14 protein-coding genes and 1 tRNA gene are annotated in these 15,788 nt (G+C 66.5%); 2 read left to right on the top strand and 13 right to left on the bottom strand.

Annotated elements, in window-relative coordinates; all coding sequences use genetic code 11:
• Positions 1–289: 289 nt before the first annotated feature.
• Positions 290–2,668, bottom strand: a complete 2,379-nt coding sequence (locus AC3A6P_RS26435; protein WP_487695026.1) for a sulfatase-like hydrolase/transferase — start codon at positions 2,666–2,668, stop codon at positions 290–292.
• 254 nt (positions 2,669–2,922) lie between these two features.
• On the opposite strand from AC3A6P_RS26435, the gene AC3A6P_RS26430 reads away from it, so the two are divergent.
• The gene (locus tag AC3A6P_RS26430; RefSeq protein ID WP_487695025.1) at positions 2,923–3,045 is read left to right on the top strand and encodes a hypothetical protein; all 123 of its coding nucleotides are present in this window, start codon (positions 2,923–2,925) and stop codon (positions 3,043–3,045) included.
• Between the two features lie 84 nt (positions 3,046–3,129).
• Here the strand turns inward: AC3A6P_RS26430 and AC3A6P_RS26425 are convergent.
• Positions 3,130–3,206: transfer RNA gene (locus tag AC3A6P_RS26425), tRNA-Pro, on the bottom strand.
• 100 nt (positions 3,207–3,306) lie between these two features.
• Here AC3A6P_RS26425 and AC3A6P_RS26420 point away from each other — a divergent pair.
• Positions 3,307–4,794 (top strand): cryptochrome/photolyase family protein, encoded by a 1,488-nt coding sequence (locus tag AC3A6P_RS26420; protein ID WP_487695024.1) that lies wholly within the window; start codon positions 3,307–3,309, stop codon positions 4,792–4,794.
• A gap of 139 nt (positions 4,795–4,933) precedes the next feature.
• Here the strand turns inward: AC3A6P_RS26420 and AC3A6P_RS26415 are convergent, their stop codons facing one another.
• The 11 genes from AC3A6P_RS26415 to AC3A6P_RS26365 all read right to left on the bottom strand — a co-directional run bounded on the left by AC3A6P_RS26415 (position 4,934) and on the right by AC3A6P_RS26365 (position 15,754).
• Complete coding sequence (locus AC3A6P_RS26415; RefSeq protein WP_487695173.1) at positions 4,934–5,701, bottom strand: sulfite exporter TauE/SafE family protein; 768 nt, start codon at positions 5,699–5,701, stop codon at positions 4,934–4,936.
• Positions 5,702–5,740: 39 nt separating this feature from the next.
• On the bottom strand, positions 5,741–7,150 hold the full coding sequence (der, locus tag AC3A6P_RS26410) for a ribosome biogenesis GTPase Der (protein WP_487695172.1): 1,410 nt from the start codon (positions 7,148–7,150) through the stop codon (positions 5,741–5,743).
• A 32-nt stretch (positions 7,151–7,182) separates the two neighbouring features.
• Positions 7,183–7,872, bottom strand: a complete 690-nt coding sequence (gene cmk / locus AC3A6P_RS26405) for a (d)CMP kinase (protein ID WP_487695023.1) — start codon at positions 7,870–7,872, stop codon at positions 7,183–7,185.
• A 122-nt stretch (positions 7,873–7,994) separates the two neighbouring features.
• Complete coding sequence (locus AC3A6P_RS26400) at positions 7,995–8,747, bottom strand: pseudouridine synthase (RefSeq protein ID WP_487695022.1); 753 nt, start codon at positions 8,745–8,747, stop codon at positions 7,995–7,997.
• A gap of 1 nt (position 8,748) precedes the next feature.
• Positions 8,749–9,450: an SMC-Scp complex subunit ScpB gene (scpB, locus tag AC3A6P_RS26395; RefSeq protein ID WP_487695020.1), complete on the bottom strand. Its 702-nt coding sequence runs from the start codon at positions 9,448–9,450 to the stop codon at positions 8,749–8,751.
• Positions 9,447–10,277, bottom strand: coding sequence for a segregation/condensation protein A (locus AC3A6P_RS26390; protein ID WP_487695018.1), 831 nt, complete (start codon positions 10,275–10,277; stop codon positions 9,447–9,449). Before AC3A6P_RS26390 ends, scpB begins: the two co-directional genes overlap by 4 nt.
• The gene (locus AC3A6P_RS26385; protein ID WP_487695017.1) at positions 10,274–11,140 is read right to left on the bottom strand and encodes a ParA family protein; all 867 of its coding nucleotides are present in this window, start codon (positions 11,138–11,140) and stop codon (positions 10,274–10,276) included. The genes AC3A6P_RS26390 and AC3A6P_RS26385 overlap by 4 nt, the downstream gene beginning before the upstream one ends.
• Before the next feature lie 149 nt (positions 11,141–11,289).
• Positions 11,290–12,342 carry a pyridoxal phosphate-dependent aminotransferase gene (locus AC3A6P_RS26380; protein WP_487695016.1) on the bottom strand — a complete coding sequence of 351 codons (1,053 nt, stop codon included), beginning with the start codon at positions 12,340–12,342 and terminating at the stop codon, positions 11,290–11,292.
• Positions 12,339–13,352 (bottom strand): 3-oxoacyl-ACP synthase III family protein, encoded by a 1,014-nt coding sequence (locus tag AC3A6P_RS26375; protein WP_487695014.1) that lies wholly within the window; start codon positions 13,350–13,352, stop codon positions 12,339–12,341. Before AC3A6P_RS26375 ends, AC3A6P_RS26380 begins: the two co-directional genes overlap by 4 nt.
• Positions 13,353–13,359: 7 nt before the next feature.
• The gene (locus tag AC3A6P_RS26370) at positions 13,360–14,025 is read right to left on the bottom strand and encodes an SRPBCC family protein (RefSeq protein ID WP_487695012.1); all 666 of its coding nucleotides are present in this window, start codon (positions 14,023–14,025) and stop codon (positions 13,360–13,362) included.
• Positions 14,006–15,754 carry a thiamine pyrophosphate-binding protein gene (locus tag AC3A6P_RS26365; protein WP_487695011.1) on the bottom strand — a complete coding sequence of 583 codons (1,749 nt, stop codon included), beginning with the start codon at positions 15,752–15,754 and terminating at the stop codon, positions 14,006–14,008. The genes AC3A6P_RS26370 and AC3A6P_RS26365 overlap by 20 nt, the downstream gene beginning before the upstream one ends.
• Positions 15,755–15,788 lie beyond the last annotated feature (34 nt).

The following is a 15,788-nucleotide window of genomic DNA, read 5'->3' as shown; positions in this document are numbered from 1 at the left end:
TCCCCCGCTGGATCGCACCCGTTCCTCATGGATCAGAGACTGAGTCCGAACGGGAGTCGTCGAGCACGCGGGCGCATCTCTTCGACATCTTTGAGCCTCGACGTCCGGACTGCAGACAGGAGCGATGTCACCGACAACGACGTGATCGCGAGCGTGAAGCCGGACGACACAGTGGCACGGGAAACGCTGAGCATCTTGGCGATGTCACAACCCGTCCTCGGGCCGGTTGTGAGAATCCAGGTGATGAGACGGATGCGACAAGGGTCAGTGAATGAGAGGGACTCGTCAACTACTGACGCGCCATCGCTACCCGGAAACGTTCGTCGGGGTCGATGTAGTGATCGGCGTCCTTGGCATCCTCGCCGAGGTCGATACGCGCCCAGTTGATCTCGCCGGTGAACCTGCTGGAATGAGCGGTGTAGTCGGGGCTGACCGTGGTTCCGGTCTCGCGTCCGACGTCAGTCGTTTCATCTGCTGAGAAGACGACCCCCTGGGTTTGATCGATACGGCCCGTGCCGACCTCGTTGCCGTCGTAGTAGAGGGTGGCGGTGCCGCCCTTTCCCCTGCCGCCGCCGTCGTAGGTGAACTCCATCCGCACCTGCGAGGTGCCGGTCCGGATCGGCTCTGTTGCGTCGACGCGGTACGACGTGATGCCGAGCACGTTGTAGTAGAAGGTGGCGCGGCCACCCTTTGCGTAAAGACTCCAGCCGCCGAACCGGCCACCCTGGACAATGATCACTCCCTCAGCGCCGGCGGGTGGCACCTCAACCTCTGCGGTAACGGCCCATGACTTGTTCTTGATGTCGAGGACGCAGTTCTCCGAGAGCCGCCCCATACCTCCGAACAGCAGTTGTGAGTTGCCCTTGATCAGGGTGGGCCGCCCGGCCACCTCGGGGATGAACCGTTCGGCCTGTCGGTCATCCAGCGGCAGCACGTTGTACTTCACCGCTTCGATCAACCAAAGCCGCTGTAGCTCATGCAGCTTGTCCGGATTTTCTTTGGAGAGATCCTTCGATTGCGTCCAGTCGGTATTGCCGTCGTAGAGCTCCCACACGTCGTCATCGAAGGCTGGCATGACCGCCGAAGCCATCTCCCAAGGCGTGCGGTGCTTGGTCACCGCGCTCCAGCCCTTGTGGTAAATGCCGCGGTTGCAGAACATCTCGAAGTATTGCGTCTCGTGCCGCTCCGGGGCATCGGCGTCGTTGAAGCTGTACAGCATGCTGGTGCCCTCATAGGGGCTCTGCGTCACCCCGTTGACCATCGTGGGTGCAGGTATTCCTGCGGCCTCCAACACCGTGGGCGCGACGTCGATGACATGGCTGAATTGACCTCGCTTACCGCCCTTGGCCTCAATGCCCTTTGGCCAGTGCACAATTGTGCCGTTGCGGGTGCCACCCCAGTGCGAGGCGACCTGTTTGGTCCACTGATAGGGCGTATCCATCGCCCAAGCCCAGCCGACGGCGTAGTGACCGTACGAGTTTTCACCGCCGAACTCGTCGAGCTTCGACAACAGGAACTCAGGAGTCTCCAGGTCCGCCATGCCATTGAAGTTGGCCATCTCGTTGAACGCGCCGTGCAAGGTGCCCTCCGCCGAGGCACCGTTGTCACCGATGATGACGTAGACCAGCGTGTCGTCGAGCACCGGGCCGAGCGCATCGAGCAGTCGCCCGACGTGGTGGTCGGTGTGCTCCAGGAACGCGGCGTACACCTCCATCTCGCGCTCCAAAGCCGGTTTGAGCGCCGGATCCATGTCGTCCCACGCCGGGATCTCCGCATGCCGCGGCGTCAGCACTGCATCCGGGGGGATGACGCCCAGTTCCTTCTGCCGCTCAAAGGTGATCTCGCGTTGCTTGTCCCACCCATGCGCGAACTTGCCCTTGTACTTCTCGATCCACTCCCTTGGCACCTGATGCGGCGCGTGGGTGGCCCCTGGCGCGAAGTACATGAAGAACGGCTTGTCCGGAAGCAGCGCCTTCTGCTGACGCACCCAGTTGATCGCCTTGTCGGCCAGGTCCTCGGTGAGGTGATAGCCCTCCGCCGGGGTCTTCGGCGGTTCGATCGGCGTGGTGCCCTCGTATAGGGCCGGGTCCCACTGGTTGTTCTCGCCGCCGATGAACCCGTAGAAATACTCGAAACCGCCGCCACCGGTCGGCCATGCGGTGAACGGGCCTGCCGGGCTGGTCTGCCAGACCGGAACCTCATGGCACTTGCCGAACTGCGCGGTCGAGTAACCATTCAGCTTCAACGTCAACGGCAACGGTGCCTTGGTGTTCGGCAACACCGAGGTGTAGCCGGGAGCAGCAGTTGCGGTTTCGGTGATATTGCCCATGCCGACCGAGTGATGGTTGCGGCCCGTCAGCAGCGCCTGCCGCGTCGGCGAGCACAGCGCAGTCGTGTGAAATCGCGTGTACTGCAAACCACCCGAGGCAAGCTTGTCGAAATTGGGTGTCGCGCAGGGGCCGCCGAAGGCGCTGGTTGCCCCGTAGCCCACATCGTCGATCAGTATGACGACAACATTGGGAGCGCCCTCCGGCGGTCGTACATCCCTGATCGGCGGATAGCTGGTGTCGGGGTCTTTGGCGTCGTATGTCGTCAAACCGACGTGCCCGATGTCCGGAATCGGCAGGATGTCGCGGCGCACGGAGTCTTTGTGCTGGGCGTCGGTCATGGTTGGGGTCCTTCCGCAACCGGAGACCCGTGCCTGTTGGCTGAGCGCCGCCTCCTGGACACTCCTTCCTGATGCTAGGCAGAATGTGCCAGCGGCACTCGGTTATGACACAGTGCGTCAAGTTGCATCAGCAGCGTTAGCGGGCGCAGGTGTCTCCCGGGCGCACCCCTCACTACAGTCGACAAATGCACCGCGATGCTCTGTCTCGCCGTGCGTGAGGGCGACCGTCGGAAGCCGTCAGACAGCTAAGCCGGATGGCCGACCTGCTCGGCCACTCGTCGATCGCCGTCACCGGCGACGTGTACGGGCCTACCTCGGATTCGACGCGGTCGGAGGTGGATCCCTTGGCAGGCTGCTCGGGGCGGCAGGACTTCTGATCACCGCTGCCATCCCGAGATCATTTCAACGAAATAGAGGCGGCTCCGGATCTCTCCGAAACCGCCTCTGACCTACTACTTCCTTGGTCGGGCTGACAGGATTTGAACCTGCGACCACTTGACCCCCAGTCAAGTGCGCTACCAAGCTGCGCCACAGCCCGCGGCGCTGCCGGGATCGCCGGCAGCGGTCGAAAGCTTACATCAGCGTGACCCCGGAACTGAAACCGCGAGGTCGACCGAGATTCGGGGCATACCGGTGAGGTGAGCAGAGACGACACTCCCCTGTGGCTGTTCGCCGATCAGCTGGGCCCGGCGGTCTACGGCGGAGAGCACGCTCACCGCGAGGTGCTGCTGGTCGAGGCGCATTCGGCACTGGCCAAACGTCGCTACCACCGCCAGAAGCTGCACATCGTGCTCTCGGCGCTCCGGCACGCTCACCGCGACCTCGGCGAGCGTTCGACCCTGATCCAGGCGGACACCTACACCGATGCGCTCGAGCAGTTCGACCGCCCGGTGCTGGTGCACCAGCCCACCTCGCACGCCGCGGAGAAGTTCGTGCACCGGCTCCACAAGCAGGGGCTGGTCGCCGACGTGCTGCCCACCCCCACCTTCGCGTTGCCGCGCAAGGACTTCGAGCAGTGGGCCGGCAACCGCAACCGCTTCCGGATGGAGGACTTCTACCGCGACCAACGCCGTCGCTTCGACATCCTGATGCGCGGTTCCGAACCCGAGGGCGGGACCTGGAACTACGACCACGACAACCGCGAACCCCCACCCAAGAAACAGAAGACTCTCGACGTTCCCAAGCCGTATCAGCCGCGCGAGGACGATATCGACGCTCAAGTCCGCGCGGATCTCGACGCCATGAACCTGGACACCGTGGGCGCCGACGGACCCCGGCTGTTCGCGGTCACCCCAGCCGAAGCCAAACGTGCACTGGACCGTTTCATCGAACACCGCCTGCCCGAATTCGGCCGCTACGAGGACGCGATCATGAGCCAGGACTGGGCCATGTCGCACTCGCTGCTGTCGGTGCCGCTCAACTTGGGTGTGCTGCACCCGCTGGACGCCGTACACGCCGCCGAACAGGCCTACCGCGACAAGGCGGCCCCGCTGTCGGCGGTGGAGGGCTTCATCCGCCAGATCCTGGGCTGGCGCGAATACATGTGGCACCTGTACTGGCATTTCGGCCCGGACTACACCCGCTCCAGCAACGCCCTGAACGCGCAGACCGCCCTGCCGAAGTGGTGGGCCGACCTCGACGCCGACGCGGTGACCGCCGAGTGCCTGCGCCATGCGCTGATGGGTGTGCGCGACCGCGGCTGGACCCACCACATCCAGCGGCTCATGGTGCTGGGCAACCATGCGTTGCAGCGCGGTTATGAGCCGGCTGAGCTCACCGAGTGGTTCGCCACCACCTACGTCGACGGTTTCCGGTGGGTGATGCCCACCAACGTCGTCGGCATGAGTCAGCACGCCGACGGCGGACGCCTGGCCACCAAGCCCTACGCCTCCGGCGGGGCCTACATCAACAAGATGAGCGACCACTGCGGCGACTGTGCCTACGACCCGAAGAAGCGCCTCGGAGACGATGCGTGCCCGTTCACCGCCGGCTACTGGGCCTTCGTGCACCGCCACCGGGACAGGCTGGCCAACAACAACCGCACCCGTCGTGCGGTGTCGTCGATGGACCGGCTCAGCGATCTGGAGGCCGTCGTGGAGCAGGAATCAGCGCGCCGACAGTTCTAGCCGAAACTAGGTCTTGTACTCGGCCTTCAACAGTGCCACGCTCGAATTGGCGGGGTGACCCCTGTTGTGTCGGCCTTCGGGTCTGACTTGAACACACGCGCCGTTGAGCGCTTGGAGGCACCCCGCCCCAACGTGCCTGTCAGACGGCCAGCAGCCGCCAGAGCCCGATCAGACCCACCACCACGATCACCGCGCGCAGCACACCCGGTGAGAGCCGCCGTCCGTAATGCGCGCCGAGGAAACCACCGATCAACGAGCCGACCGCGATCAGCCCCACCGCCAGCCAGCTGATCCGGTCGAAAGCCACCACGGTGTAGGCGACGGCGGCGACGACATTCACCACCAGCGACAGCAGGTTCTTGGCGGCGTTCATCCGCTGCACGGACTCCGGCAGCAGCGCACCCATGATGCCGATCAGCAGAATGCCCTGGGCCGCGGTGAAATACCCGCCGTAGATGCCCACCGCGAACGTGCCGAGCACCAGGGCCGCCATCTTTCTCCGCGACACATGCTCGAGCGATTTCCCGGACTGCTCGGCGCGGCGACGCGCCCAGCCCTGGATCCGGGGGCCGAACACCACCAGCAGCAGCGCCGCCACCAGAAGCACCGGAACAACCTGGATGAAGACCTTCTCCGGCAGGTGCAGCAGCAACCAGGCGCCCACGGCGGCACCCAGGAACGACGCCGGAATCTGCCAGCGCAGCCGCTTGCCCTGGCCGCGCAGCTCCCGCCGGTAACCCCAGGTTCCGGACACGCCGCCCGCGACCAGACCCACCGCATTCGACATCGTGGCGGTCACCGGCGGGAACCCGAGAGCCACCAAGGTGGGGAAGGTGATCAAGGTGCCGGATCCGACGATCGCGTTGATGGCTCCTGCACCCACACCGGCCAACGCGATCAGGATCATGTGAGTGACGGACACTCGGGCAACCCTATCGAGGCCGCGTCACCGCGAGCGCGCGCCCCGCTTCTCCCGCATCCGCACGTTGATGCGGATGGGGCTGCCCTCGAACCCGAACGTCTCGCGCAGCCGCCGTTCCAGGAACCGTCGGTAGCCCGCTTCCAGGAATCCGGTGGTGAACAACACGAACGTCGGTGGTCGCGACGCGGCCTGGGTGGCGAACAGCACGCGCGGCTGCTTGCCACCGCGCACCGGCGGCGGGGTGGCCGCGATGACCTCTTTGAGGAACGTGTTCAGCTGGCCGGTGGTGATGCGCCGGTCCCACGACGCCAGCGACGTCTCCAGCGCCGGCACCAGTTTCTGCACCGCGCGCCCGGTCATCGCCGAGATGTTGACCCGCGGTGCCCACTGCACCTGCGCCAGGTCCAGATCGATCTCCCGCTCGAGCAGGTAGCGGCGGTCCTCGTCCACCAGGTCCCACTTGTTGAACGCGAGCACCACGGCGCGGCCGGATTCGATCACCATCGACAGGATCCGCTGGTCCTGTTCGGTGACCGGTTGCGACGCGTCGATCAAGATGATCGCCACCTCCGCGGCATCGATGGCGCCGTGCGTGCGCACCGAGGCGTAGAACTCGTGACCACTGGCCTGCCCCACTTTGCGGCGTAACCCGGCGGTGTCGACGAAACGCCAAGTCTTGCCGCCCAATTCGATCAACGAGTCCACTGGGTCGACGGTGGTACCCGCGACATCGTGCACAACGGAGCGCTGGTCACCGGCCAACCGGTTCAGCAACGAGCTCTTGCCGACATTGGGCTTGCCGACGAGCGCCACCCGGCGGGGTCCGCCACCCTGGGAGGACGCCACCTCGGAGACCGCGGGCATCACCTCGAGCACCTTGTCCAGCAGGTCTGCCACCCCGCGACCGTGCATCGCGCTGACGGGGAACGGCTCCCCCAGCCCGAGTGACCACAACGCCGCGGCTTCGGGCTCCTGCCTTTCACCGTCGATCTTGTTGGCGGCCAGGAACACCGGCTTACCGGAGCGGCGCAGGATCTTGGCCGCCGCCTCGTCACCGGAGGTGGCGCCGACAATCGAGTCGACCACCAAGATGATGACATCGGCAGTGCGCATCGCCACCGACGCCTGCTCGGCGACCAGCTGCTGCAGTCCCTTGGCGTCGGGCTCCCACCCGCCGGTGTCCTGGACGACGAATTTGCGTCCGGTCCACAACGCGTCGTAGGACACCCTGTCGCGGGTGACACCGGGCAGATCCTGCACGACGGCCTCGCGACGGCCCAGGATGCGGTTCACCAGGGTGGACTTGCCCACGTTGGGCCGGCCCACCACCGCGACCACCGGAGGCGGCCCGGTGAACTCCTCAAGCTCCTCGGCGTATTCGGAGTCGATTGCCTCCCAATCACTTTCGTCGCTCCAGGTGCCGTCTCCGGCCAGTTCCGGCCCGGAAGGGGAGGCGTCGTTCTCGGTCATCGTGTCACACCAACGCTTTCGTGCACGAGGTCAAGAAGGTGTGCGACGACCTCGTTCTGTGTCATGTCGCTGGTGTCGACCACCAGTGCGTCCTCGGCGGCGCGCAACGGCGACGTCGCCCTTGTGGAGTCGAGGTGATCACGGCGGCGCACATCGGCCAGCACTCCCTCGTAATCGTCGGCGGCGCCGGCGGCGACGTTCTGATCGTTGCGGCGGCGCGCACGGGTCTCCGCGGACGCGGTCAAGAAGATCTTGATGTCGGCATTCGGCAGCACGACGGTGCCGATATCGCGGCCCTCGACCACCACATTGCCCGCACCGGAGGCCAGGTCACGCTGCAGCGCCACCAACCGTGTCCGCACCTGGGGCACCGCGGACACCGCCGACACCGCGCCCGTCACCTGATCACCACGAATTTCGGCGGAGACGTCTTCGTCGGCGAGGTAGGCCCGATCCTCGTCGGGGTCATAGCCCACCGACACCGGCACCTCCACCGCGGCGATAGCGGCGGGGTCGTCCAGGGACACACCGGCGCGCAGCACGCCCAGGGTCACGATGCGATACATCGCCCCGGTGTCCAGGTAGCGCGCTCCCAGAGCGCGCGCCAAACCGCGTGACACAGAAGACTTTCCGGTACCCGCGGGCCCGTCGATCGCGACGACCAAGCCGTCACTCGCTCTACTCACAGGACCCCGATCGTTCGCATCACTCCCGTCAGTCGCTGCGCTCCATCCGCTCGCTCTGCTCACAGGACCCCGATCGTTCGCATCACTCCCGTCAGTCGCTGCGCTCCATCCGCTCGCTCTGCTCACAGGCCTACCGCCTTGTACAACTCGCCAACTTCCTTGCGGGTCAGCACCCGAATGGTCTCGATCTTCTGCTCCCCCAGGGTCACGTCACCGATCGCGGTCCGCACCAGGGCCTCCACCGGGAAACCGACGTGCTCGAGCAGCCGGCGCACGATCCGGTTACGTCCTTCATGCAGGGTCACCCGCACCAGCGACTTGCCCGGGATCGTGTCGACCAGCGCGAAGTCGTCGACGCTGGCCGGACCGTCGTCGAGCTCGACACCCTCCCGCAAGGTGTTCCCCAGCCCCTTGGGCACCTTGCCGGTGACGGTGGCCAGATACGTCTTGGGCACCTCGTAGGACGGGTGGGTCAACCGGTGCGCCAGTTCACCGTCGTTGGTCAGCAGGATCAGACCCTCGGTATCGGCGTCGAGGCGCCCGACGTGGAACAGCTTCTTGTTCCCGCGGACACGGTGCTCGATGACGTCACCGATACAGGGCCGGCCCAGCTCATCGGACATCGTCGAGTACATGCCGATCGGCTTGTTCAGCGCCAGATACATCATCTCGTCGTCGAGCTGGACGCGGACGCCGTCGACGCGGATCACCGCCTCGGCGGGGTCCACCCGGGTGCCGAGCTCGGTGACTATCTGCCCGTCGACTTCGACGCGGCCGTCGGTGATCATCCGCTCCGCGACCCGTCGCGAAGCAATCCCGGCTTGGGACAACACCTTCTGCAGGCGTACGCCGTCGTCGGAATGTGAGGGGGCCATGTCAGTCCTCGTCCATTTCGATAGCCGGCGGCACCTCGAGGGTGGCCGCCGGATTGAGTTTCATGAAACGCGGCTCGGAGTCCAGCGTCTCACTGATGTCGTCGATCACGTCGACATCAGGCAACAACGGCGCGATATCGGGCAGATCAGCCAGTGAGGACAACCCCAACCGCTCCAGGAACAGTTCCGTGGTGGCGAACGTCACGGCGCCACTGTCGGCGTCGGTGCCCGCCTCGGTGATCAGACCGCGGGCCAGCAGCGTGCGCATCACCGCGTCGACGTTGACCCCGCGCACCGCGCTGACCCGTGCCCGGGTGACCGGCTGCCGGTAGGCCACCACGGCCAGCGTTTCCAGCGCGGCCCGGGTGAGCTTGGACCTGGCCCCGTCGAGCAGCAACCGCTCGACATACGGCGCGTACCGCGCCCGGGTGTACATCCGCCACCCACCGGCCGCTTCCCGCAGGTCGATGCCGCTGTCACGGGCGGCCAGCTCGTCGGCCATCTCGCGCAGCCGGATCGCGATCCGGGCACCGGGCTGGTCGGTCGCCGAAGACAACTGTTCGATGGTGGCGGGGGTGTCGACCACCAGGAGCAACGCCTCGAGCACCCGGCCGAGTTCGTCGTCGCTGAGCTCAGGAGAGGCGAATTCGGCAACGGCGGCGGTGTCGTCGAGGTCGAGGCCTGCGGGAACCTCGTCGGTCATGGCTGATCCCGTTCTTCCGCCGACTCGTCGTCCACCTGCAATTCTTGGCTTGTCGGGTTGTCTCCGGTCCACGAAACCTGGAGCACACCAAGTGCTTCTGATTGCTCAAATGCTACCGCTCTGGCCCGATACAGTTCGAGCAGCGCCAGGAAGCGCCCCACGATCTGCACGGGCACCTCACAGTCGGCCACCAACTCGGTGAAACTCGCCCACTCGCCCATCCCGCGGCGCCTGAGGAACCCCAGCATGATCTCGGCCTGCTCAGGCACCGAAACGCGGGAGTAGTGGATGTGGTCGGTGGCCACCGTCGGCACCGGTCGCGGCGTGAAGGCGGCCGCGGCGATCTGGGCGAACGCCGCGCCGTCGACACCCAGCATCACCTCGGGCAACAGTTCGGAGAACCGGTCTTCCAGCGAGACCGCCCGCGGGTAGCTACGCAGCGCCGCGGCCTCCAGCTCGGCGAACATCTGCGCCACGTGTTTGAACGCGCGGTACTGCAGCAGGCGGGCGAACAGCAGGTCGCGCACCTCCAGCAGCGCCAGGTCCTCGTCGTCCTCGGTCTGGCCGGCCGGCAGCAGACGGGCAGCCTTGAGGTCGAGCAGCGTCGCGGCGACCACCAGGAATGCCGTGGTCTCCTCCAGCGCCAATTGCGAACCGAACTGCTTGGTGTAGGCGATGAAGTCGTCGGTGACCTGGTGCAGCGCCACCTCGGTGACGTCGAGTCGGTGCGCGAAGATCAGCTGCAACAGCAGGTCGAACGGGCCTTCGAAGTTGGTCAGCTTCACCGTGAAGCCGGCCTGAGCCTCCTGCTCGGGCGTCTCGCTCACGTGCCGAAGCGGTCGATGACCTCGCGGGCCAGCGACCGATACGCCTGTGCGCCAGTCGATTTCGGCGCCCACGTGGTGATCGGCTCCCCGGCCACACTGGTCTCGGGGAATCGCACCGTGCGGGTGATCACCGTGTCGAACACCAGGTCGCCGAACCGCTCCACCACCCGCGCCATCACTTCCCGGGCGTTGACGGTGCGGGCGTCGTAGCGGGTGATCAGGATGCCGCTGATCGACAGCCGCGGATTGAGCCGGTCATGCACCTTGTCCACCGTGTCGGTCAGCAGCGCCAGACCGCGCAACGAGAAGTACTCGCATTCGGTCGGGATGATCACGCCGTCCGAGCAGGCCAACCCGTTGACGGTGAGCAGACCCAGCGACGGCTGGCAGTCGATCAGCACGTAGTCGTAGCGGTCCAGCACCGGGTACAGCGCCCGCGCCAGGGTCTGCTCGCGGCCCACCTCGTTGACCAGCTGGATCTCCGCCGCCGACAGGTCGATATTGCTGGGCACCAGGTCCAGGCCGGCGACGCGGGTCTTGATGATCACCTCGTCGATCGACACCCGGGGCTCCACCAGCAGGTTGTGCACGGTGTTGTCGAGGTCGTAATGCGGCACGCCGAGCCCCGCCGACAGGGCGCCCTGCGGGTCCAGATCCACCAGCAGCACCCGCCGGCCGAAGTCGGCGAGCGCGGCGCCCAGGTTGATCGTCGACGTGGTCTTGCCCACGCCACCCTTCTGGTTGCACATGGCGATGACCTTCGCCGGCCCGTGAGAGTTCAACGGTGCAGGCTCGGGAATGGGGCGCGGCGGACGACCCGTGAGGCCGAGCGGAAGCTCGTCAGCAGTATCGTCGGCGGACATCCGGGAAAGTCTAACCGGTCGAGACGCCTGCGCCGGCAGACCCGCAGGCAATCCACCAGCAGTTTCGGGGGAGATTCCGGAATCAGCCCAGGCGGGCAGCCGGATGCCCGCCCTCACCGGCTCAGCTCGCCGGGCTGTACCCCCGCAGATCAGGCCCGCGACGCCGATGCGCGGGACAGCCCGGCCCCGCCGACCGCCGCGAGCACGGCTTCGGTGGAGTTCGGCCCACCGATGGTGATCCGCACTCCGCCGTCGGCGTAGTTCTTGACCCGTACTCCGCTGTCGCCGAATACGTCTCGCCACGACTCGCCGGAGGCCGGCAGATACACGAAGTTGGCGTGGGCGTCGGTGCTGCGGATGCCCATGAAGCGCAGCGAGGCCTGCAGGCGTCGGCGCTCGTCGGTGATCCGCCGGATCCGCAGGTCCAATTGGGCTTCGGCGGCATAGGAGGCGGCGACGGCCACCAAACTGGTGGTTCCCATACCGAACGGCAGTTGCATCGCCCACAGCCTGGCACCGAGTGCAGCCGAACTGAACGCGTACCCGATGCGCAGACCGGCCAGCCCGTAGGCCTTGGAGAAGGTGCGCATGACCACCACGTTGGGGAATCTGGCCACCAGGTCGACGGCGTCGATACGGTGCGCGGGCGCGACGAACTCGACATAGGCCTCGTCGAGCAGGACGACGGTGTCCGTCGACACCTTCGAGAGGAACTCTTCCACAGCGGCACGCGACTCGATGGTCCCCGTCGGGTTGTGCGGCCGACAGATCACCACGGCACGGGCGTCCCGGGCGGCCTGAGCCATCGCGGGAAGGTCATGACGCCCGCAGCGCAGCAACGGGATTCGCACCGGCACGAGCCGGTTCATGGTCGACACGATCTCGTAGCCCTCGAAGGCCGGATCGGGGATGACGATGCGATCGCCGGGATCGGTGATGGCATGCAGAACGTGCAGCATCACACCGGTTGCCCCGGCACCCAGGATGACCTGCTCGTCGGGAACTCCGACGTGCGCGGCGATCATCGCACGCAGGCGCTGCGGCAGGAACTCGGGATAGCGGTTGGCCGAGGAGATGGACCGGACCAGCGCTGCCCGGACGGCGGGTAACGGTGGGTACGGATTCTCGTTGAGCGACAAGGCAAACGGATCGATCCCCAGCGGTTGCACCGGCGCCATCGGGGAGAATGCGACCGCCGTCATGGTCGCCCACCCCAGCGGATCGCCGTCGCGGCGGCGAAGTCACCGGCATGGGCGAACCCGGCCATCATCACCACGTCGCCGGGACGTACCTGGCCGTCCTCGACCGCCGCATCGAAGTTCACCGGGATACCGACGGCGAAGAGGTTCCCGCACCGGTGGAACGTGTCGCGATGCCGCTCCCGCGGGATCTCGAGCGCCTCGTTCCAGTTCCGCAGGAAAACCCGGTTGGGCTGATTGGTGACAAGCAGGTCGATGTCCTTGGACTTCATCCCGATCCGGTCGCACACCGACAGCGCCACCTCCGGGACTTCCCGGTTGCCCCGGGCCAGCACCTTCATGATCTTGGCCTCGTTGAAGCTGACGTAACCCTGGCCTGGGCCGGCCTGCCACCACTGCCGCGGCGGGTCGGCGGTCAACGACATGTCCGGGGCGTACTCGCCGAAATACCGGCATTCCACATCGAGAATCGGCGACTCGTCGGAAGCCCGGAGCAGCCCGACAGCCGCACCGTCGCCGGGGACCGAAGCCTGTGCCTTGATGCGGACCTGCTCCTGGGTGAAGATCTTGCCCGCCGCGTTCTGGGCACACGCAATGAGCGCGGTCCGACCGGCACCGGATGCCAGCAATTGCCGGGCCAGCTTGATCATCAGGATGAACGCCGCGCACCCGCCGTTGTGCACATCGATGACGAACTCGGGGTTCATGCCGAGCCGATGCGCCAGTTCCCCGCCGGCCCCGAGGATCGGTAGGTCCGGCAGCTGGGAATGGGTGAGCAGGACGTCGACGTCGGCCAGCAGGTCGGGCCCGAACCTGGCGGCCAGTCCGTCGGCCGCACGCTCCATCATGTCGACATTGGTTTCGTCACCGGCGGCGTGGTGGCGGTATTCGGGTGCCCGGAACATGAGGTTGTCGCGCAGGTCGTCGGTGCCGGCGATATCGGCATACCACTGTGCGGGCACCCGGTTGGCGGGCAGATAGGTCGCGACGTCGACCAGGCTGACAGTCGTCACGGTCTGCTCACCTCATCCAATCGGGTTTCACGGGAAGGCCGTTGTGGTGCCGGTATTCGGCGATGGCCTTGAGGTTCTTCAACTCCAGCAGGTGGCCGGCCCCGAACATGTCCCAGAAGTCGCCCACCCACACCGGTCGGCCGGGCGGCGCTGTCTCCGGATAGGGATTGTCGTCGTAGAACGGGTGGCGGCAATTGGTCCACAGCACAACAGAACCGGGCTTGTTGAACACCACCTGGGCGTCCACCACGCGCATCAGGTAGATCATCCACAGGTGCATCCCTTGGTCCCAGGCGCAGTGATAGTCCACGGTGCGCGCCGCCGGGTTGGCGACCGTGCGGGTGTAGATCATGGTCTCCGAGCCCAGTTTGTCCCTGGCCTGCCACAATCCCGGTTCGTCGGTCTCCTCGAAATCACGCAGGCTGTAGGTCCACTCCTCCAGGCACCGGGTGTCGGCCAGGTAGTCGAAGAGCTGGTCAGGAGGACAGTCGATGTAATCGTTGACGGTGCAGAAGGTGCCGAACACCTGATCGTGCGGATAGACCGACCGCATCATCTCGAGGATCAGCGGCGTCGCCTTCTCCCGGGGGCTGGTTTCGATCCGGTGCACCCCGTCGATGGGTGCGGTGGATCCGCTGTGGGTGACGATGTCGTCAAGGGCGGGCAGGGCCATGGACGGTCTCCTTCTCGGGGGCGGCGCAACGGACGGGTGGGGTTGATGGCGGAGACGCGAGAAACGGTGCAAACGGTGGGATCTCGTCGGCCGAGCACTCCACACACACCACCGACGGGCCGTCGACGGCCAGGGCTGCATTCAACGCCTGCTCCAGCTCGGAGGTAGCGGCGACGTCCACGGCATGCAGGCCGGGGAACATGGCCGCCAGACCGGCGCCCAGGTGAGCGGGCCGGAACCTGTTGTAGCTGTAGACATCGCGGTAGAAGAGCTGCTCACGGGTGACGCACATCGCGTGGGCGTTGTTGTTGAACAACACGAAGGTGATCGGCAGTTGGTACTCGACTGCGGTGTGCAACTCCATACCGTGCATGTAGAAGGCACCGTCGCCGGCGATCACCACGGTGCGGCGACCGCGCGCGAATGCCATACCGATCGCCGCGCCGAAGCTGTAGCCCATTCCGCCCATACCCAGCGCGACGACAAAGCGCCCGTCCCGCCGCACCGGCAGATGGTGCAGGGCCGCGGCGCCGGTGTTACCCGCGTCGACCACGATGTCGGTGTGGTCGGGCAGCGCGGTGTCCAGGACCGCCATCGCGTCCTTGTATCGCACGCCGGGACCGCTGTAGGCCGGGGGCGACAACTCGGTTCTGCGCAGATCGCCGTGCACCCGGATGCCGTGCGGCCGCCCCGCGCCGGTCAGCGCGCTGCGGATCCGCGTCAGCGTGGTCCGAAGGTCCTGGCTGTGTACGTGGGTGCACGCGATGAACGGGGAGGCAGCGCCGATCGACAGGGTGTGCGTGCCGGCCAGCGCCTTCTCCAGGCCGCCGCGGGCGGTCAGGGGCAGCCGGGTGCCGACCAGCAGGCACAGCGCGCTGTCGGCGATCATCGCTGCGACACCCGGGTGCCCCATGATGCCGGCCAGACCCAGTGCCGCAGACGATCCGCAACCGGGGGTTCCTGCGACGTCCTTGGCGTCCGGAACGCAAGCCACCCGCGCCCGCAGGACAGCACGCAACTCCTCGAGTTCGGCGCGGGCGTCGTCGCGCGCAACCTGCTCGCCGGCGATGATCGTCACCGGACCGTCGGCCCGGCGCAGTGCGCGCACCACCACCTGCGTCTCCCCCACCGCCCGGGGGTGGGCGCCGTTGCGGGGGTGCTGGGATACCGGGACATCGATGACACTCTGTTGAATGTCTTTGGGTAACAACAGGACCGCGGGACCGCCGGACCGGGCGGCGGCGATAGCACGCGGAAGTACGTCGGCAACCTCCGCGGGGTTGCGCAACCTCTCGCAGAACACCGACACCGTGGAGAACAGGGCCTCGGCATCCACGGCACCGTTGCGTCCGCTGGTGTCCTGAAAGCTTCCCTGCCCGTCGAGTGCCAGCGGCGGTTGCCCGATCAGAGCCAGCACCGGCACCCGGCTCGCATACGACTCCCCCAAGCCCGCAACCGCATTCAGGCAGCCACCGCCGGAGGTGGTGGCGACCACGCCCAGGCCCTGGCCGCTTCGGCTGTACCCGTCCGCCATCGCAGCGGCCGAGAACTCGTGTTTGGCGAGCACCGCGGTGATACCGGCGGTGAAGTAGGCCGCGTCGTAGAGGTCTTCGATGTTGGCCCCGTCGACTCCGAAGATGTGCCGGACGTCGGCGGCGACGAGTTGGCCCGTGAGGTAGTCGACGACGCGCCGCGTTCCCCCACGGGTGCCTGATGGTGCGACAACCATGTTTCCCCTCGCAAAAGACCCCAGCGGCAGGCGC

The organism is Mycobacterium sp. Soil_C_30 (genome assembly GCF_057656995.1).
This window is presented reverse-complemented; position numbering and strand designations above follow the sequence as displayed.

Excerpts from the sequence above, each read along its gene's own strand:
- AC3A6P_RS26415 (WP_487695173.1), bottom strand. The coding sequence starts at position 5,701 with ATGATCCTGATCGCGTTGGCCGGTGTGGGTGCAGGAGCCATCAACGCG.
- AC3A6P_RS26400 (WP_487695022.1), bottom strand. The coding sequence starts at position 8,747 with ATGGCCCCCTCACATTCCGACGACGGCGTACGCCTGCAGAAGGTGTTG.
- AC3A6P_RS26365 (WP_487695011.1), bottom strand. The coding sequence starts at position 15,754 with ATGGTTGTCGCACCATCAGGCACCCGTGGGGGAACGCGGCGCGTCGTC.
- AC3A6P_RS26380 (WP_487695016.1), bottom strand. The coding sequence starts at position 12,342 with ATGACGGCGGTCGCATTCTCCCCGATGGCGCCGGTGCAACCGCTGGGG.
- AC3A6P_RS26385 (WP_487695017.1), bottom strand. The coding sequence starts at position 11,140 with ATGTCCGCCGACGATACTGCTGACGAGCTTCCGCTCGGCCTCACGGGT.
- AC3A6P_RS26430 (WP_487695025.1), top strand. The coding sequence starts at position 2,923 with ATGGCCGACCTGCTCGGCCACTCGTCGATCGCCGTCACCGGCGACGTG.
- AC3A6P_RS26370 (WP_487695012.1), bottom strand. The coding sequence starts at position 14,025 with ATGGCCCTGCCCGCCCTTGACGACATCGTCACCCACAGCGGATCCACC.
- scpB (WP_487695020.1), bottom strand. The coding sequence starts at position 9,450 with ATGACCGACGAGGTTCCCGCAGGCCTCGACCTCGACGACACCGCCGCC.
- AC3A6P_RS26435 (WP_487695026.1), bottom strand. The coding sequence starts at position 2,668 with ATGACCGACGCCCAGCACAAAGACTCCGTGCGCCGCGACATCCTGCCG.